Consider the following 17,910-nt stretch of genomic DNA (forward strand, 5'->3'; position numbering starts at 1 on the left):
GCACCGTCCCTGCCATTCAAAATTTCGAATATTAAGTCATAAAAGTGCTTAACTGACTGGCATTATGGCCGCAGTCCGCTCTATACCGACCAGACTATCTGTACCTTCCTGATGCTCAAGGGGATGTGCAGCCTCACTCTGCGCACCACCAAGGACCCACCCGCCCCCCTGCTCGGGTTGATGACTGTGCCATTGCGTGCCCCCGACTATAGTTGGGCACACCCGCTGAAGGTGGCCTATCGGCACTCCTCAAAGGGGACGACACATACAATAAAACCTTTTATTTCAATTTTTTATAAATGAAAAAAGGCAGCCGAGCTGCCTTTTTTGTTTGAAGCCGAGCTTAGTAGAAGATCCGCTCGCCACGCTCGCTCATCTTGAGCCACACCGGCTTGGTGCTGGTCTTGCTCCAGATGCGGTGCAGATAGCTGTAGAAACGGGCGCGATCACTGCGAAACAGCATCACGGGGAAAGCCAGAATACCCACCAGCAGCGCATAGACGCGACGAAGAATTATCTGAGTCAGGGAATAGGGATGAAACATGATAGCACTCCTTACTGGTAAGACCACCGAACAAAGACTACCCCACAACCTGTAGAATTACTACACCCAAAAACCGCGTTTTTTCGCAAAAAAGTTCGCAAAAAGCCACTAAATGAAACTAAGTTACATCAATTAACTTACAAGCAACAAAATCTGGCAAAGCGGTGCCGTTTGACCAGATTTAATGCGTTGGTAGTCAACATGGAGTCTGTGCGATGAAACCTGCAGAAGTGGCAATCATAGGGGTGTTGGGCCTGTTGCTTTGGTCGGAGTGGCAGGATTGGCGACTTAATCAAAACGACAGCATAGAGTTGGCCTACAAGGGGGCTCCAACCATCAGCCTGTGGCAATGCGGCCAGTTGAAACAAAAGATGATGGAGCTGACCGAGCATTCGGCCGAGGTACAGTTTCAGTTCCGGGGACAGGACCTGGTAGAGGTCAATCGCTATCTGGAACGGGAGTGGAAACAACAGGGTTGCGAACCCTTGCTGACACAGCAGGGATATTGAGAAAGCCCGAATAGCGGGAAACAGAAATGCACACATGAATGTGTGGACTGTTGGCTTTGGGATGATGCTTATCAGAAAGGTGATGGAGGCACGTTCCGGAGTCGAACCGGACTAAACGGATTTGCAATCCGCTGCATAACCGCTTTGCTAACGCGCCATGCTGACAAGGCTGATCGCCTTGAAAGTGATACTCATAGTTGGTGCTATGAGAGATTGGAGCGGGAAACGAGACTCGAACTCGCGACCCCGACCTTGGCAAGGTCGTGCTCTACCAACTGAGCTATTCCCGCTTTACTGCCGCGTGCCAGTTACCTGACAACGAGGCGCATTATACGTACCCCCAGCGCAGGCACAACCCTTTTTTCGCACTTTTAGCCCTTGCCTGTGCTGTTTGCTCAGGGTTTAAACGGCTTGGCCAAAAAAACCACATCAGGCTGTGACCCCACAGGCGAATTTAAGATAAAGCCATTGAAATGATTAGTCTTTAGTCAGAGACTTGAGCCGCTTAGTAACTGGATTCTCAATTGAAAATCACACGATGAAATGGATCTTCAAGCCACGTGGGCTCAGGCCGCAGCTAATGCTGGCTTTCTTCATGTTGGGTCTGGTGCCCTTCCTGGTCGTCACCCTCTTCTTCCTCTACAGCCACGGCAAAGATCTCACCACCCAGACCTCCAACCATCTGGTGTCGGTGCGTAACATCAAGAAGAGCCAGCTGGAGGATTACTTCGGCAACCTCAAAGAACAGATCATCAACTTCTCCCAGCAGGATTTTGCCGGCAACAGTATCGGCCGCTTTTATGGCTTCACCGGCGCCTTCGAAAAACTCGGCATCACGCCACAGGAGGCCCGCGCTCGCGCCCAGGCTCGCTATGTTCCCGGCTCCTGGGATCAGTTGCAAAAACCCGACGACCAGGCCGACATAGAGCCCTCCATCAGCGCGCTGATCCTGGCGGACGAGATGTATGGCCGGGTGCACCAGCGCTTTCATCGCGGCTATGCCGACATGGTGCGCAAATCCAACTACAGCGACATCTTTCTGGTTGATCTCAACGGTGACGTGGTCTATTCGGTCACCAAGCGCTCTAACTTTGCCACCAATCTGCTCTCGGGCCCCTATCAGGCAAGCGGCCTTGGCAGCACCTTCGCAAAGATCAAGCGTCGCCTCGATGGCGGCCAGAAGCCGCAGCAGATCTTCGAATTCACCGACTTTGGCCGCAACGAGTTGACCGGCCAGGTGGTCGCCTACATGGCCGCCCCCGTGATGCAATACGACTATGTGCGCGGCGTGGTGATCTTCGAGTTGCTGCCAGACAAGCTCAACCAGATCATGGCGGAACGGGAAGGCCTCGGCGAGACCGGCGAGACCATCCTGGTCGGCCCCGACAAGCGGATGCGTGCCAATGCCTGGCTGGCGCCCCAGTTCAGCGTGGAGAACAGCTTCAGCCCCGATTTCAGACCTCTGCAGACCCCGCTGGTGGTCAAGACCCTCTCCGGTGAGCAGGGCGTCGGGCTGTTTCGCTCTTATCAGGATGACGAGGTGCTGGCCGCCTACACCCAGGTGAAGGTGTTCGACACAGAGTGGGCCTTCATCGCCGAGATCTCCACCAGCGAGGCCTACCGCCCCATCCGTCAGCTGGAGACGCTGGTGATCCTGCTGGGGGCGGGCTCCCTGCTGCTACTGATCCTGTTCTCACGCTGGCTCTCCCACTCCATCACAGCCCCGCTACGCGCTCTCACCGCCGCCGCCGAGCAGGTGGCCGATGGCGCCCTGGATCACCCCATCACTATCCCCCGCACAGACGACGACATAGACCGGCTGGCCCAGGCGTTTCGTCACATGCAACGCTCGGTGAAAGAGAAGATTGAGCTGATTGAACAGCAGACCCAGAAGCTGCAGCAACAGGTCAAGCTGACCCACAAGCAGAACCTCAGCCTGCAACAGGCGGACAAGCTCAAAGATGAACTGCTGGCCAATACCTCCCACGAGCTGCGCACTCCCATTCACGGCATCAAGGGGATGGCCGAGTCCATGCTCGCCAGCCAGCAGGATTTGACCGAAGGACAACAAAAGCAGCTCGGCCTCATCATCAAGAGTGCCGACGGTCTGGCCCGGCTGGTGGACGATCTGCTCGACTACCACCAGATGCGCTACGGCCAGCTGGAGATCCAACCCCAGCCGGTCTCCTCCAAAGGGGTCATCCGGCTGGTGCTGGATCTCTGCCAGCATCTGGTGCAGGCCAAACCCCTTACCCTGGTAGATATCAGCCCGGCCGAACTGCCTCCCGTACTGGCCGACGAGCAGCGGCTCGAACAGGTGCTCTACAACCTGGTGGGCAACGCCATCAAGTACACGCCGCAGGGCAAGGTGGTGCTCAGTGCCATCGTCGAGAACAACTTTCTGCGCATCAAGGTGATCGACACCGGCATCGGCATCGCCAAAGAGCATCTGGAGCATATCTTCGAACCGCTGGTGCAGATCAGCCCCGAGGTAAGCAAGCAGGGGGCCGGCCTCGGCCTCTCCATCACCCGCCAGCTGGTGCACCTGATGGGGGGTGAGCTGTTCGTCGAGAGCGAACCAAGCGTCGGTTCCACCTTTGCCTTTACCCTGCCCCTTGCCAGCGGCAAAGCCGCCAATCTGACCCAGGGCAACCGTCAGATCGAGCATCAGCTGGTGCGCCAGCAACAGCTGATCCTGCCGGACTGGGAGAGTGACGATCTGCCCCCTCCCCCCGAGGGTGCGCCGCTCATTCTGGTGGTGGATGACGAGCCCATCAACCTCCACATCCTGCGCCACCTGCTGCAACCCTGTGGCTACCGCATCCTGCCCAGCAGTGACGGTCACGATGCGCTGGCCAAGCTGGCCGAGGAGCCGGTGGACCTCATTCTGCTCGATGTGATGATGCCGACCCTGTCGGGGTTTGACGTCTGCCGCCGCCTGCGCGAGCAGCACCCCAAGGATATGCTGCCGGTACTGCTGCTCACCGCCCTCAACCAGCCCAAGGATATTGAGGAAGGCTTCGGGGCCGGCGCCAACGACTATCTGGTCAAGCCCTTCTGCAAGGAAGAACTGTTTGCCCGGGTCAAGGCACTGCTGGAAGCCAAAGCGGGCCGCGCCTCGCTGGTGGAAAACCGGCTGCTGAAACAGGAGATCGAGCACCGCCTGACCCTGCAGGAGCAGTTGCATCAGGATCAGCAGCGGCTGCTGGCCCTGCTCGGCGAAGGGGGCGATCCCATGGTCTTCATCGACGATCAGGGCACTGTGCTGTTTGCCTCCCGGGTGCTGGCCCGCTTGCTGGGCCAGGAGCCGGAAACCATGAAGGGTCGGCCGCTGGACGAGTGGCTGGCAAGCCCGCTGGCAACCCAGTGGCCCGATCTGAAGGCTGGCCAGGAGCTGCGCCTGGCGTTTCTGGTGGCCGGGTTGAAGGAGGAGCTCAATGCCCGCGCCCTGCCCATCAATCTGGGGAGCCGGGCCGCCTTCGCCCTCACCCTCAGCACTGAGTCACGTCAAGATGAGAACCGGGTGATGGCGCTGGAGAACGCCCTCAAGAGCTTGTCACGCCAAGCCATCATAGAGGACGGTCAGCTGCTGGGCGAGCTGAGCCGCCTTGGCGGCGAGTTCCGCTCGCTGGCCGATGACCTCATTCGCCAGCAAGATGACGAACCGCTGCGCCGGGCACTGGTAGAGACCATGCAGCTCACCCTGAATGCCTGGCAGCAGAGTACGGGCAAGGGCAAAATCGTGTTGGCGGAGAAGAGCAAGTTGTGGCGGGTCTATATGGACAGATCCAGTCCGCAGACCCGCACCCTCGACAAGTACCTGAGCCTGGATACCCTGCCCAAATCACCGCGCTGGAAGACGGTAGTGGCCACCACCGAGTATGTGCTTGGCCACTGCCCGCTCCATGACAAGCAGCGTCAGCAGTTGCAACACAGCGCCCAGACCCTGCGTCAACTCGCCAACCGCAAAGCGTGATTAATAGTGCCAAATGGGCGCCAGATCACAATTGGCAATCTGGTTTCTTTTGGCGCAAAAAAAAGCCCCGCACAGCCTTAAAACAGAGAGCAGATCTAATTCACAAAATTGTCATATACACCATTCTTGCAGCCACTTCTTACGCGAAAGAAAATAATGCAAGGCAATGATTTAAAACAGATAAAAAGGTGTTTTGACGAGTTTGACGTAACGCCGTTGATTTTTACGAAAACAACGAAATCAATAGTTGTTGTTTTCCTGTTAAATCTGGTTTGCTAAGGGCGTTGGAAAACAGAACGACAAAGGTTAGACACCTGGCCAACACCGAGGGCCGATCTCCTCAGCATGCGACGTCGGTGCTCACACAAAACAAGGCGAATCCATCAGGAATGCCAAAAAATAAGAAAGGAAAAAATATGCTTGCCAAAGTATCCAAAATCTCTACTGCTGTCCTGTTGGGAACCATGATGCTTGCAGGGGCTGCCAGCAACGCCATGGCCGCAGACAACAAAACCGTGCTGACCATGGTCGCACAGCAGGAAACCGCCTGGGTCAAGAACTTCAACCCCTTCCTGCAAGCTGGCCTGTTGCACACTACCCGTCACTTCATCTATGAACCCTTGGTGATATTCAACGATATGCAGGGGGGTAAACCCGTCTATCGTCTGGCCACCCACTTTGCGTTCAGCGATGACCTGAAATCCGTCACCTTCGATCTGCGTGACGGGGTCAAGTGGTCTGACGGTCAGCCCTTTACCGCCGATGACATCCTCTTCTCCTTCAATCTGGTCAAGGCCAACAAGGCGCTGGATGAGCGCTCTATCTGGACCCAGATCAAGAGCATCGAGAAGCTGGCCCCCAACAAGGTCAAGTTCGTGCTGACCGAGGTCAACACCAACGTGGTGAATGACCTGGTACTGGTGCCTATCGTTCCCGAGCACCAGTGGAAATCGGTGAAAGATCCGGTGGCCTTCACCAACGACAAGCCGGTCGGTACCGGTCCTTTCACCGAGGTGGACAACTTCTCAGCCCAGCTCTACACCCAGTGCCGCAACCCGCACTACTGGGATACCGCCAACCTCGCCATCGACTGCCTGCGCATGCCGCAGATGGCCACCAACGATCAGGTGCTGGCCGCCGTGATGAAGGGTGACGTGGATTGGTTCGGCTCCTTCGTGCCTGACATCGAGCGCCTCTACGTCGGCAACGATCCGAAGAACAACAAGTACTGGTTCCCGGCCTCCGGTACCGTGGCATTCAACGTCAACTTCCAGACCAAGCATCCCGGCAACCACGAAGCGTTCAACGACATCAACTTCCGCCGCGCCTTCTCCATGGCGATGGACAGACAGTCCATGGTGGACATCGCCGGCTACGGCTACCCGACCGTCAACGAATATCCATCAGGCCTCGGCAAGGCGTTCGCCTCCTGGGACAACCCGGAAGTCGAGAAGAAATACGGCCAGTTCAACAAGTTTGATCTGGAAGGTGCCAAGGCCCTGCTGAAACAGGCCGGCTACAAGGACTGTGACGGCGACAAGTTCCTCGACACTCCGACCTGCCAGAAAATCACGTTCAAGGTGCTGGTACCGAACGGCTGGACCGACTGGGTCAACACCGCCCAAATCGGGGTCGAAGGCTTGCAGGCCCTCGGTCTGAACGCCAAGACCGCCACCCCGGAAGCGACCGTCTGGACCGAGAACCTCATCACTGGCGACTTTGATGTGGCGCTGCAGGGCTACTTTGCCGGAGCCAACCCGCACAAGTACTTCGAGACCGCGTTCCACTCCCGCAACATGGGCGAGCGTGGCAACCGCTTTGCAGCGCCCCGCTACAAGGATCCCGAGCTCGACAAGCTGATCGACGACTTCACCCAGACCGCCGATGCGGCCAGGCAGAAGGAGATCATGTTCGCCATCCAGGATCGTGTTGGCGCCAACCAGACCATCATTCCGGTCTTCAACAACCCGACCTGGTACGAATACAGTACCAAGCGTTTCCACGGCTGGTTCAGCGCTGATAACCCGGTAGCCAAACCTCAGCTCCACCCGGACACCCCTGAGCGTCTGCTGCACGTGTTGTCTCTCAAGCCCAACAGCTAAACAATCCCGGCCCCCTGCGGGGGGCCATTTTCCCCGCCATCTCTTCCATCCCCCCGGATCGTACGGGGTTGGGGGAGCTTTGCCCGACGCGGGGCAGGCTTGCAGTAAAAGGGTTTACCATGGGATTTATACTGAGACGTTTCTCCTTCTATCTGGTCGCCTTCCTGGTCGCCGCCACCATTAACTTCCTGCTACCCCGAGCCATGCCTGGGGATCCTGTCTCCGTCATGTTTGCCCGCGCTGGCGCCATGATGGAACCCGCCGCCCTGGAGGCCCTCAAGGCCACCTTCGGTTTTGTCGACGGCCCCATCGGCACCCAATTTCTCACCTATGTGAAGAGTGTCTTCACCTGGGATCTCGGCACCTCGGTGCGTTTCTACCCGCAGCAGGTCTCTGACGTGCTGGGCCGCGCCATCGGCTGGACCCTGTTTCTGGTGGGCACCTCCACCATACTGAGCTTCTCCATCGGTTCCATCGTCGGCATCTTCGCCGCCTGGCATCGCGGCGGCCGGATGGACAGCATTCTCTCACCGCTCACGCTAGTGATGCAGGCCATCCCGCCGGTGGTGGTCTCCCTGCTCGCCCTGTTCCTGTTCGGGGTCAGCCTGGAGTGGCTGCCCATCGGCTACGCCTACAGCCCGGAAATTCCGGCTGACTGGGGCTGGGAGCACATCAAGAGCATCCTGACCCACGCCATCATGCCGGTGCTGACGCTGTCCATGGTGCAGGTGGGGGGCTTTCTCATCACCATGCGCAACAACATGATCAACCTGCTGGGGGAGGATTACATCACCATGGCCAAGGCCAAGGGACTCTCCAGCAACCGGGTGATCTTCAACTACGGCGCCCGCAACGCCATACTGCCGAGCGTCACCGCCCTCTCCATGGCGCTCGGGTTCGTCATCGGCGGCTCCCTCATCACAGAGGTGATCTTCAACTATCCCGGCCTGGGTCTGACCCTCTATCAGGGCATACTGGCCCGCGACTACCCGCTCATTCAGGGGCAGCTGCTCATCATGACCATCACCATGCTCAGCTTCAACTTCCTGGCCGACATGCTCTACGTCTTCCTGGATCCCCGTCTGCGTACAGGAGGCAAATAAGATGCATATGCCAACCATGCTCAACATGCTGTTACCGGACAACAAGATGCGTATGCCTACCATCCTCAAGATCTTGTTGGGCAACCGCAAAGCCGCCTGCGGCCTCGCCATCGTGGTTGCCTTCGTGCTGATGGCCATCTTTGCCCCGATCCTGGCCAGCAACGAGCCGACCAAACGGGTGGCTCGCCCCCACCAGCCGCCCAGTGCCGAGTTCGTGATGGGGTCCACCCGCATGGGCCACGATATCTGGGCCCAATTCACCAATGGCGCCCGTATCTCGCTGTTGGTCGGCTTCAGCGCGGGTCTGCTGGTCTGTACCCTGGCGGTCGCCATCGGCATCACCGCCGGTTACTTCGGCGGTCTGGTGGATGAGTGCCTCACCTTCCTGATGAACGTGGTGCTGGTGATCCCCAACCTCCCCTTGCTACTGGTATTGGCGAGCTTTATCGGGGAGGCGTCGCCGACGGTGATTGCCGTGATAATAGGCTTGACCTCCTGGGCCTATGGCGCGCGGGTCATCCGTGCCCAGACCCTGGCGCTACGGGAAAAAGAGTTCGTCATCGCCGCCGAAGTGCTGGGTGAACCGGCCTGGCGCATCATTTTGGTGGAGATACTGCCCAACCTCATCTCCATCATAGGGGTGAGTTTCATCGGCTCCATCATCTACGCCATCGTCACCGAAGCGACCCTGGAGTTCCTCGGGCTCGGCGACCCGACCGTGGTGAGCTGGGGCATCATGCTCTACAACGCCCAGACCTCCAGCGCCATCATGGTGGGGGCCTGGTGGGAGATCCTGGCCCCCTGCTTCGCCATCGCCACCCTGGGTGCGGGCCTGGCCCTGCTCAACTTCGCCATCGACGAGATAGCCAACCCGCAGCTGCGCTCCCACAAAGGGCTCAATCGCTGGAATAAACTGGCCGCTCCGGCCGCAACACCGCTCTGTGCCGCTCAGGAGAAGACAGCATGAACAAACATCCCCTGCTGTCAGTACGCAATCTTTGCGTCGACTACATCACCGAAAATGGCGACGTGCGCGCCGTCAACTCGGTGAGCTTCGATATCAGACAGGGCGAGATCTTCGGTCTCGCCGGTGAGTCGGGCTGCGGCAAGTCCACCGTCGCCTTCTCGGTGGCCCGGCTGCACAAGCCGCCCGCCTACATCAGCGGCGGCGAGATCCTGTTCAAGGGGGAGAACATCCTCCACTACAACGAGGAGCGGCTGCGCTCCTACCGCTGGCAACAGGTGTCGGTGGTGTTCCAATCCGCCATGAACGCCTTGAACCCGGTGCTGCGGATGGAGGAGCAGTTCTGCGACGTGCTGCTGGCCCACAACCCCGGCATGACCCGCGTTGATGCGATCAAGCGCGCCCAGGTGCTGCTGGAGATAGTCGACATACACCCGAGTCGGCTCAAGGATTACCCGCACCAGTTCTCCGGCGGCATGCGCCAGCGGCTGGTGATCGCCATCGCCATGGCGCTCAACCCCGAGCTGCTGATCATGGATGAGCCCACCACGGCGCTCGACGTGGTGGTGCAACGGGAGATTTTGCAGAAGGTCTACGCCCTGAAAGAGCAGTTCAACTTCTCCATTCTGTTCATCACCCACGACCTCTCCCTGATGGTGGAGTTCTGCGATCGCATCGGCATCATGTATGCGGGTGAACTGATAGAGGTCGCCCCCTCCAAAGCTATTTTGACTGCGCCGCTGCACCCCTATACCAAGGGGTTAGGCAACTCCTTCCCGCCCCTGCACGGACCGAAAACCGTGCTGGAGGGGATCCCGGGCACCCCGCTCAACCTGCTGGAGGTGCCGGTCGGCTGCCGCTTTCAGGCCCGTTGCGGCAAGGTGCACGCGCGCTGCCGTCAGGAGTACACAGTCCTCACCGAGATCCGCCCCGGGCAACAGACCGCCTGCCACCTCTATGAAGAGCAGGGGCTGCAACAAGATTCCGTGATCTATCTGGACAAGGCCGCTGGCTGTTAAGGATGTCTGTCATGCAAATCGCCAACACCGATGCACCCATCATCGAAGTCCAGCACCTCTACAAGGACTTCCCCATCAACTCCAATGCCATCAAGAGTGGCAAGATGCGGGCGCTCTCCGACATCACCTTCAATCTGCACCGGGGCCGCGCCCTGGCAGTGGTCGGGGAGTCGGGCTCCGGCAAGAGCACCATCGCCAAAATCATCGCCAAGATGTACAAGCTCAGTGCCGGGCGCATTCTCTATCGCGGCCGGGATCTGGAGGAGTTCAACAAGGGCACTGCCCTGCTGGACTATCGCCAGAGCGTGCAGATGGTGTGGCAAGATCCGTTCGGTTCGCTCAACCCGACCCACACCATCTATCACCACATCGCCCGCCCCCTGCTGCTGCACAGCAAGGTGATCGACAAAAAAGATCTGCCCGACATGGTCTACACCCTGCTGGAGAAAGTCGGCCTCACTCCCGCCAAGGCGACGGCGGCCAAGTACCCCCACCAGCTCTCCGGCGGTCAGCGCCAGCGGGTCAACATCGCCCGCAATCTGGCGGTAGAGGCGCAAGTGGTGCTGGCGGACGAGCCCACCTCCATGCTCGACGTCTCCATTCGCATCGGCATCCTCAACCTGATGGAGCAGATGAAGAACGAGCTCGGCGTCTCCATGCTCTACATCACCCACGACATCGCCACCGCCCGCTATGTGGCGGAAGATCTGGCAGTGATGTACGTGGGTCACATGGTGGAGTGGGGCGAGGTGGACGAGATCCTGCACCACCCGCAGCACCCCTACACCCAGCTGCTCATCTCGGCGGTACCCGACCCCGAGAAGAGCATCCATGCCGAGCTGGAGGGTGGCCGCAAGGGGGAGATCCCGCTCTGGACGCCGGAGTCCTGCGGTTGCCCCTTTGCCGGGCGCTGCCATCAGGCGATGCCCCGCTGCAAGGAGAACCTGCCTGCCATCACCAAGCTTGCCGACAACCACTTCGTGCGCTGCTACCTCTACGAGTGAGGGTGAGCCTTAGACCGGCCGGACAGCACTGTCCGGCCATGGCCTCGATAGGGGGTGACCACAGCCCCGTGATGTGCCTCACCGTCCGTCGGTGAACCACAGGAGTAATACCTTGATGGAACTCTTGATCAATCAGGTGGGCTACGAGTGCGACGGGCACAAGGTCGCCCTCTTGCAAACCTCCCACGCCCATGATCTCGGCGGCTATGTCAGGCTGCAACGCCTCTATGATGGCCAGCTCCTGTTTGAAACCCCGCTGCAAGCAGCTGGCAGCGTCCCCGGCTGGCAGGGCCGCGCTTACTGGCGTGCCGACTTCTCCGCATTCAAGGAGCCCGGTCATTACCGGCTGGAGGCAATAACTGCCCAAGGCATTGTCCGCTCGACCCGCTTTGCCATCGGCCAGGATCTGCTGGCCAGCCGTTGCCTCTCCGACGTCATTCACTACTTCAAGGGGCAGCGCGCCAGCGGCACCTTCGATCGGGCCGACCGCAGCGCCCGCCTGTTTGGCACCGACCAGCACAAAGATGTGCACGGCGGCTGGTTCGATGCCAGTGGCGACATGAGCAAGTACCTGAGCCACCTCTCCTACGCCAACTACCTCAACCCCCAGCAGACCCCCATGGTGGTGTGGGCCCTGCTCAAGTGCCGGGAACTGCTGGCCCCGCGCCGCGATATCGACGGGGTGAACCTCTGCAAGCGACTCAATGACGAAGCGCTGCACGGCGCCGATTTCCTCTGCCGGATGCAGGATGAGTCGGGCTTCTTCTTCATGACCCTGTTCGACAAGTGGAGCAAGGATCCCGCCCAGCGCGAGCTGTGCGCCTATGCCACCCAGCAGGGGATCAAGTCCGCCAACTGGCAGGCGGGTTTTCGCCAAGGGGGTGGCATAGCCATCGCCGCGCTGGCCCGCGCCGCGCGCGAGAGCGTCAGCGGCGACGTCGATGCCAGCCGCTACGCCGAGGCGGCCAGCCGCGGCTACCTGCACCTGCGTGAGTACAACCTCGCCTATCTCGATGACGGGGTCGAGAACATCATCGACGACTACTGCGCCCTGCTGGCGGCGGTGGAGCTGACCCGCACCTTCGGCTCCGAGTGGCTGGCCGAGGCGAGAGCACACGCCAGCAAGCTCTGCGCCCGCCAGCGCATCCATCCGGAGCTGGGTCACTACTGGTCGGCCAACGAGGATGGCTCGCGCCCCTACTATCACGCCGCCGAAGCGGGCCTGCCGGTGCTGGCGCTGCTGGAATATTTAGGCATAGAGCCAGATCAGGGGCGCAAGGCCCGGGTGCAAACGGTGGTGGAGCAGGCGCTGGCCGCCGAGCTGGCGCTGTGCGCCCGGGCGGGCAATCCCTTCTCCCTCGCCCGCCAATATGTGAAAGGGGTGGATGAAGCGCCGCGCGTCAGCTTTTTTATCCCCCACCACAACGAATCCGGTTACTGGTGGCAGGGGGAGAACGCCCGCCTCGCGTCGCTGGCGACCATGGCCTTTGCCGCCGCTCACCACTTCCCCCGCCAGAGCCAGCCGCTGAACACTTACGGCCAGCGCCAGCTCGACTGGATCCTCGGGCAGAACCCCTTCAACGCCTGCATGCTGGCGGGCCACGGCATCAACAACCCCGCCTATACCGCCGGGTATCCCAATGCGCAGGGGGGCATCTGCAACGGCATCACCGCCGGGTTCGATGACGAACATGAGGTGGCCTTTATCCCGCAGGAGTACAAGGATCGGCTGGATCAGAACTGGCGCTGGGGCGAGCAGTGGATCCCCCACGCCGCCTGGTTTGCCCTGGCCATCAGCTGGCAGAGTGCCCTGGGTGATCGAAATGAGCAGGGAGGTCGCCATGATTGAGATGTACAGGAATCGGCTCGATCATAACTGGCACAGGGAAGAACAGCGGATCCTCCATGCAGTCCGGTTTGCCCTGGCCATCAGCTGGCAGAGTGCCCTGGGTGATCGAAATGAGCAGGGAGGTCACCATGATTGAGTACTGGGTCGGGGTCGATGGCGGGGGCACCCACACCCGCGCCCGCATTCGGGATCGGACGGGCAAGCTGCTCGGCGAGGGGCGCGCCGCCGGATCCAATCTGGAGCTGGGCATAGAGGTCGCTCACGCCAATGTGCTGGCTGCCATCGCCAGCGCCCGGATCACTGCCGGGCTCGGCATCGAGAGCGAACAGCTGATGGGGGTCGGGCTGGCACTCGCCTCCGCCGAGCTGGCCGACTGCTACCACGCCATGCTCGCCATGCCGTTCCCTTTTGCGAGCGTGCGGCTCACCTCCGATGCCTTCGGTGCCTGTCTGGGCGCCTTTGGCGGCGAGGATGGGGCCATTCTCATCGCCGGTACCGGCTCGGCCGGGCTCATCTATCGCCACGGCCAGCTTCACACCTGCTCCGGTCGCGGCTTCCCCATCTCGGATCTGGGCAGCGGCGCCTGGCTGGGGCTGCGTGCCATCCAGCAATCCCTGCTCTGCCATGACGGCATCCTGCCCCCCAGCACGCTCGCCATCCGCTTGCTCGATCACTTCAAGCGGGATCAGGCGGAAGTGGTGCGCTGGGCCGCCCGCGCCATTCCGGCAGACTATGGTCACTTTGCCCCCTGGGTGTTCGATGCCGCCAGCGATGGCGACGATCTCGCCAACCAGCTGCTGGACGAAACCTGCACCCAGCTGCATACCCTGCTGGAGGGGATGCAGCAGCTGGGAGCCAGCCAGATTGCCCTGCTCGGCGGCATCGGCATGCGCCTCGCCCCCCGGCTGGCGCACGTTAACCTCGTTCACCCGCAAGCCGATGCACTGGAGGGGGCCATCCTGTTTGCCCAGTCGGAGGCGTTCCCATGTCTGCACTGCTGAGCCTTGTCCAATTCGATCTGCCCGCAGGCGGGGACAGGATCCCCCTCTGCCCGCTTCAGGGGGCGCCCATCTCCGCACTCAGGATCCCTCCCCACGTTGACCAGTACCACAAGGAGATAATCGCCCTGTTTGTTCCCTTAACTCCCTCAGAGGAATTTGCATGTCTGCACCCCTGATCCACACCCAGGTTGAGCGGCACGATGGCGAGGACGTCTGGTTCCGCTTTAGCCTGAGCCAGCTGCCGGCAGCCCACTGGAAGCTCCACTTCTGCCTGGCGCGTCACATAGATCCCGCCTCCCTCGAGGGCGCCATACTGGAACGCCAGAGCGGCAGCTACAAGGTGCTGATCCCGGCGGAAGGGCAACGGGAGCTGCGTTTTTGCTGTCGCAACACCCCCATCAAAAAGATCTCCGACATGCCACGCGGTTTCTTCCTGAGCCTGCCCGAGGCCAGCACAGGCCCCCAGCTGATGCCTGTGGTGCTGGCCGATGAGGATCTTGGCCTGCCGCCAAGCGGGCCCAACGCCCCGGATCTGCCCAAGGTCGAGCCCCTCGCTGGCATAGTGCCCCAGCCGGATCAGCGGGTGCTGCTGGAGGGCAACTTCCGGCTGGCAGAGCGGGCCCATGTCAGCGGGCCCGGGTCGCTTACCACCCTGCTGGACCATTTCAACGAGCTGACCGGGCTCGCGCTGGAACAGGATCATGATGGGGAGATCCGGCTGCTCGAGGAGCCCCTGGCTAGCGAGGCCTATCGCCTCACCATCACGCCGGAAGGGGTGACCATAGCCGCAGCTGGCGAGGCTGGCTGGCGCCACGGTCTGGTGAGCCTGGCACAGTGGTATCTGCAACATGGGGAGAGCCTGCCCTGCATCGAGCTGGTCGATGCCCCCCGCTTTGGCTTTCGCGGCATCTTCCTCGACTGTGCCCGCCACTTTCACACCCTGGCCACCCTCAAGCGCCTGCTCAAGCTGATGAGCCTCTACAAGTTCAACCGCTTCCACTGGCACCTGACCGATGACGAGGGGTGGCGGCTCGAGATCAAGGCCTTCCCGCAGTTGACCGAGCTAGCCGCCTGGCGCGGCCACGATCTGCCTGTGGGGCCCCAGCTCAGCGGCGGCGCCGAACCCTATGGCGGCTACTACACCCAGAGCGAGGTGAAGGAGCTGGTGAGCTATGCCAGTGAGCTCGGCATCACCGTCATTCCCGAGATCGACATTCCGGGCCACTGCCACGCCGCCATCAAGGCGCTGCCGGAGCTGCTAGTGGAAGAGGCTGATCGCTCCCGCTACCGCTCGGTGCAATATTTCGATGACAACGTGCTCAATCCGGCCCTACCCGGCACCTACCGTTTTCTGGAAGCGGTGCTGGACGAGGTGTGCGAGCTATTCCCCGATCCGCAGATCCACATGGGGGGTGACGAAGTGCCGACCGGGGTCTGGACCGGCAGCCCGGCCTGCCAGCAGCTGATGCAACAAGAGGGGTATCAGGATTGCCGTGAGCTGCAGGGCCACCTGCTGCGCCACTGCCAGCAATATCTGGCGGGCAAGGGCAAGCGGATGCTGGGCTGGGAGGAGATATTGCACGGCGACAAGGTGAGCCGGGATGCCACCATCTTTGCCTGGACCAGCTTCCAGGCAGGGCTGGATGCCGCTGCGGCGGGGTATCCCGTGGTGATGGCGCCTGCCCAGCACCTCTATCTGGATCTGGCCTGGAACCAGGATCCCGGCGAACCCGGCCTCTACTGGGCGGGCACCCTCAATCTGGAGCAGGTCTACTCGTGTGACCCTGCCCCAGCCGATTTCCATGCCAGCAATAACATACTCGGGGTGCTGAGCCCCTTGTGGTCGGAACTGGTGACCTCTCGTGACCGCCTCGACTACATGTTGTTCCCGCGCATGCTGGCCACCGCCGAGGTGGCCTGGAGCGACCCCGCCAGCAAGGCGTGGGATCACTTCGCCGCCCGCCTGCCGGGTCAGCTGCAGATCCTCGACCAGCTACAGGTGGGTTACCGAGTGCCACAGAAGTAGCATTACCTTCCTATCTGGCGACCTTTCGGTCGCCTTTTTTACCATCCACCAACAAAAAACCAACTTACCCCTACCATTCATCCACCATTGTTGGCAAAATTCAGCCCCTAATGAAGCCAATCTGGCACACACTGGCAAGCACCTGCAACCACACCCAGATCTGCCACAATAACAACGACAAAACTATCAACAAGAACATCGGAGCGTATTCCTATGGCCCGCAGAGACGCCCATACCCTGGACAGCGAAGTGGAGTTTCCTGCCGACGAACAACTGGTTTCCACCACGGATCTGCGCGGGGTGATCACCTATGCCAACCCCGCCTTCTGCCGCATCGCTGGCTACCCCGTTGAAGAACTGGTCGGCCACAACCACAACCTGGTGCGACACCCCGACATGCCCAAGGCCGCTTTTGCCGATCTGTGGGCTCGCCTCAAGGAGGGCAAGCCCTGGCGCGGCATGGTGAAGAACCGCTGCAAGGATGGCCGTTACTACTGGGTCGACGCCTATGTGACCCCCATCTACGAGGGGGGCATAGTCAGCGGTTACCAGTCGGTACGCTGCAAACCGGAACCCCAGCTCAAGCGAGTCGCTAACCAGACCTATCAGGCTCTGCTCAAGGCGGAGCGCGGCTCGACCAGCAGCCTTCCCTCATTCAGCCACGTACGCCTGCCGGTGCTGGGCCTGCTGTTGCTCGGCTTGCTCGGCTGGGCCTTTGTCAGCAAAGGCGCCATGGCAGCCCTGCTGATGCTGCTGCCCCTGCTGCTCATAGGTGGCGCTTACTGGCGCGAGCTCTTTACGCTGCCGCTCTATCTGCAGCAGCTCGGCCGCGAATACGACAGCCTGACCCGGCTGGTTTACTCGGGCGACGGCCCCGGCGCCATCGCCGACTTTCACATCAAGATGCTGCAGGCCCGCATCCGTACCGTGCTGGGCCGGGTCAACGATGCAACCCACCCCCTGCAGACCCTGGCCACCAACCTGAAACAGGCGTCCCATCAGGCCTGCCTCGACATCAACGAGCAGAATGCCCAGACCCAGCAGATGGCTGCCGCCATGACCCAGATGGCCAGCACGGCCCACGAGATCGCCCACAACATTCAGGACTCCAACGGTCAGGTCAACGAGGCTCGCAGCCGCTGCGAACACACCAACCAACAGCTGAGCCAGACAGAACAACGCATCGAGCAGCTCGCCAAACAGGCGGAGCTGGCGTTCAACTCGGCGGTGGAGCTGGCCAGCGAATCGGAGCGGATCGGCAGCGTGATGGGCGAGATCCAGGGCATAGCCGACCAGACCAACCTGCTGGCCCTCAACGCAGCCATCGAGGCAGCGCGGGCCGGTGAGCAAGGCCGCGGCTTTGCTGTGGTGGCCGACGAGGTGCGCACCCTGTCGACTCGCACCCACAAGGCAACCGAGCAGATCCAGGGCAGCATACATCAGATCCTGCACACCCTGGGACGCTGGAAGGGGATGATGCAGGAGAACCTGCAACAGACCCGGGAGTGCGCCGAGATGACCCGCCAGGGCGCCAGCAGCCTGCTCTCAGTGCTGGAAGAGATAGAGCTGGTCACGGAACACTCCACCCAGATAGCCGCCGCCGCCGAGCAGCAGCAGGCGGTGGTAGAGGAGATCAGCCGCAACATCAACCAGATCTCCCAATACTCCCACGCCAACAGCCAGAAGATGCAGGAGGTCGACAACTCGAGTCAGGAGCTACTGGAGCGAGCCAGACAGCTCAAGGGGCTCAGCCAGACCTTTGGTTGAAGCGGTTGTCACCGCAACAACAGAAGCGCCACAATGGCGCTTCTGT

Annotated in this window: 13 protein-coding genes, 2 tRNA genes and 1 pseudogene; 13 read left to right on the forward strand and 3 right to left on the reverse strand. The window is 60.8% G+C overall.

From position 1 onward, the window contains the following. Nucleotides 1-66: 66 nt before the first annotated feature. Nucleotides 67-258, forward strand: a pseudogene (locus tag WJM78_RS14980) (IS5/IS1182 family transposase); the annotation flags it as partial. A gap of 85 nt (nt 259-343) precedes the next feature. On the opposite strand, the gene WJM78_RS14985 reads toward WJM78_RS14980, so the two are convergent. Continuing rightward, the gene (locus WJM78_RS14985) at nt 344-544 is read right to left on the reverse strand and encodes a YbfA family protein (RefSeq protein ID WP_042037465.1); all 201 of its coding nucleotides are present in this window, start codon (nt 542-544) and stop codon (nt 344-346) included. Between the two features lie 215 nt (nt 545-759). Here WJM78_RS14985 and WJM78_RS14990 point away from each other — a divergent pair, with 215 nt between their 5' ends. Further along, the gene (locus tag WJM78_RS14990) at nt 760-1,053 is read left to right on the forward strand and encodes a hypothetical protein (protein ID WP_339010192.1); all 294 of its coding nucleotides are present in this window, start codon (nt 760-762) and stop codon (nt 1,051-1,053) included. A gap of 83 nt (nt 1,054-1,136) precedes the next feature. On the opposite strand, the gene WJM78_RS14995 is transcribed toward WJM78_RS14990, so the two are convergent. Next, a tRNA-Cys gene (locus WJM78_RS14995) sits at nt 1,137-1,210 on the reverse strand. A gap of 57 nt (nt 1,211-1,267) precedes the next feature. Next, a tRNA-Gly gene (locus WJM78_RS15000) sits at nt 1,268-1,343 on the reverse strand. A gap of 248 nt (nt 1,344-1,591) precedes the next feature. Here WJM78_RS15000 and WJM78_RS15005 point away from each other — a divergent pair. The 11 genes from WJM78_RS15005 to WJM78_RS15055 all read left to right on the forward strand — a co-directional run bounded on the left by WJM78_RS15005 (nt 1,592) and on the right by WJM78_RS15055 (nt 17,864). Beyond that, nucleotides 1,592-5,029, forward strand: coding sequence for an ATP-binding protein (locus tag WJM78_RS15005; RefSeq protein WP_339010194.1), 3,438 nt, complete (start codon nt 1,592-1,594; stop codon nt 5,027-5,029). 416 nt (nt 5,030-5,445) lie between these two features. Beyond that, the gene (locus WJM78_RS15010; protein ID WP_287146286.1) at nt 5,446-7,131 is read left to right on the forward strand and encodes an ABC transporter substrate-binding protein; all 1,686 of its coding nucleotides are present in this window, start codon (nt 5,446-5,448) and stop codon (nt 7,129-7,131) included. 119 nt (nt 7,132-7,250) lie between these two features. After that, nucleotides 7,251-8,234 (forward strand): ABC transporter permease, encoded by a 984-nt coding sequence (locus WJM78_RS15015; protein WP_212512917.1) that lies wholly within the window; start codon nt 7,251-7,253, stop codon nt 8,232-8,234. Between the two features lie 46 nt (nt 8,235-8,280). Continuing rightward, on the forward strand, nt 8,281-9,201 hold the full coding sequence (locus WJM78_RS15020) for an ABC transporter permease (RefSeq protein WP_339015879.1): 921 nt from the start codon (nt 8,281-8,283) through the stop codon (nt 9,199-9,201). Continuing rightward, nucleotides 9,198-10,217: an ABC transporter ATP-binding protein gene (locus tag WJM78_RS15025; RefSeq protein ID WP_108536843.1), complete on the forward strand. Its 1,020-nt coding sequence runs from the start codon at nt 9,198-9,200 to the stop codon at nt 10,215-10,217. Before WJM78_RS15020 ends, WJM78_RS15025 begins: the two co-directional genes overlap by 4 nt. 11 nt (nt 10,218-10,228) lie before the next feature. Then, nucleotides 10,229-11,221 carry an ABC transporter ATP-binding protein gene (locus tag WJM78_RS15030; protein WP_339010199.1) on the forward strand — a complete coding sequence of 331 codons (993 nt, stop codon included), beginning with the start codon at nt 10,229-10,231 and terminating at the stop codon, nt 11,219-11,221. A gap of 115 nt (nt 11,222-11,336) precedes the next feature. Continuing rightward, nucleotides 11,337-13,070 (forward strand): glycoside hydrolase family 9 protein, encoded by a 1,734-nt coding sequence (locus WJM78_RS15035; protein ID WP_339010200.1) that lies wholly within the window; start codon nt 11,337-11,339, stop codon nt 13,068-13,070. Continuing rightward, nucleotides 13,063-13,206: a hypothetical protein gene (locus WJM78_RS15040; RefSeq protein ID WP_212512921.1), complete on the forward strand. Its 144-nt coding sequence runs from the start codon at nt 13,063-13,065 to the stop codon at nt 13,204-13,206. The genes WJM78_RS15035 and WJM78_RS15040 overlap by 8 nt, the downstream gene beginning before the upstream one ends. Next, a complete protein-coding gene (locus WJM78_RS15045) occupies nt 13,199-14,071 on the forward strand; it encodes a BadF/BadG/BcrA/BcrD ATPase family protein (protein ID WP_339010201.1) in 873 nt (290 codons plus the stop codon). Before WJM78_RS15040 ends, WJM78_RS15045 begins: the two co-directional genes overlap by 8 nt. 160 nt (nt 14,072-14,231) lie before the next feature. After that, nucleotides 14,232-16,097 carry a beta-N-acetylhexosaminidase gene (locus WJM78_RS15050; protein WP_339010202.1) on the forward strand — a complete coding sequence of 622 codons (1,866 nt, stop codon included), beginning with the start codon at nt 14,232-14,234 and terminating at the stop codon, nt 16,095-16,097. Between the two features lie 213 nt (nt 16,098-16,310). After that, nucleotides 16,311-17,864, forward strand: a complete 1,554-nt coding sequence (locus WJM78_RS15055) for a PAS domain-containing methyl-accepting chemotaxis protein (RefSeq protein ID WP_339010204.1) — start codon at nt 16,311-16,313, stop codon at nt 17,862-17,864. The last annotated feature ends 46 nt before the right edge of the window (nt 17,865-17,910 follow it).

It is taken from the genome of Aeromonas popoffii (assembly GCF_037818705.1).
GTDB classification, from domain to species: Bacteria; Pseudomonadota; Gammaproteobacteria; order Enterobacterales; family Aeromonadaceae; genus Aeromonas; species Aeromonas popoffii.

Excerpts from the sequence above, each read along its gene's own strand:
- WJM78_RS14985 (WP_042037465.1), bottom strand. The coding sequence starts at position 544 with ATGTTTCATCCCTATTCCCTGACTCAGATAATTCTTCGTCGCGTCTAT.
- WJM78_RS14990 (WP_339010192.1), top strand. The coding sequence starts at position 760 with ATGAAACCTGCAGAAGTGGCAATCATAGGGGTGTTGGGCCTGTTGCTT.
- WJM78_RS15005 (WP_339010194.1), top strand. The coding sequence starts at position 1,592 with ATGAAATGGATCTTCAAGCCACGTGGGCTCAGGCCGCAGCTAATGCTG.
- WJM78_RS15010 (WP_287146286.1), top strand. The coding sequence starts at position 5,446 with ATGCTTGCCAAAGTATCCAAAATCTCTACTGCTGTCCTGTTGGGAACC.
- WJM78_RS15015 (WP_212512917.1), top strand. The coding sequence starts at position 7,251 with ATGGGATTTATACTGAGACGTTTCTCCTTCTATCTGGTCGCCTTCCTG.
- WJM78_RS15020 (WP_339015879.1), top strand. The coding sequence starts at position 8,281 with ATGCGTATGCCTACCATCCTCAAGATCTTGTTGGGCAACCGCAAAGCC.
- WJM78_RS15025 (WP_108536843.1), top strand. The coding sequence starts at position 9,198 with ATGAACAAACATCCCCTGCTGTCAGTACGCAATCTTTGCGTCGACTAC.
- WJM78_RS15030 (WP_339010199.1), top strand. The coding sequence starts at position 10,229 with ATGCAAATCGCCAACACCGATGCACCCATCATCGAAGTCCAGCACCTC.
- WJM78_RS15035 (WP_339010200.1), top strand. The coding sequence starts at position 11,337 with ATGGAACTCTTGATCAATCAGGTGGGCTACGAGTGCGACGGGCACAAG.
- WJM78_RS15040 (WP_212512921.1), top strand. The coding sequence starts at position 13,063 with ATGATTGAGATGTACAGGAATCGGCTCGATCATAACTGGCACAGGGAA.
- WJM78_RS15045 (WP_339010201.1), top strand. The coding sequence starts at position 13,199 with ATGATTGAGTACTGGGTCGGGGTCGATGGCGGGGGCACCCACACCCGC.
- WJM78_RS15050 (WP_339010202.1), top strand. The coding sequence starts at position 14,232 with ATGTCTGCACCCCTGATCCACACCCAGGTTGAGCGGCACGATGGCGAG.
- WJM78_RS15055 (WP_339010204.1), top strand. The coding sequence starts at position 16,311 with ATGGCCCGCAGAGACGCCCATACCCTGGACAGCGAAGTGGAGTTTCCT.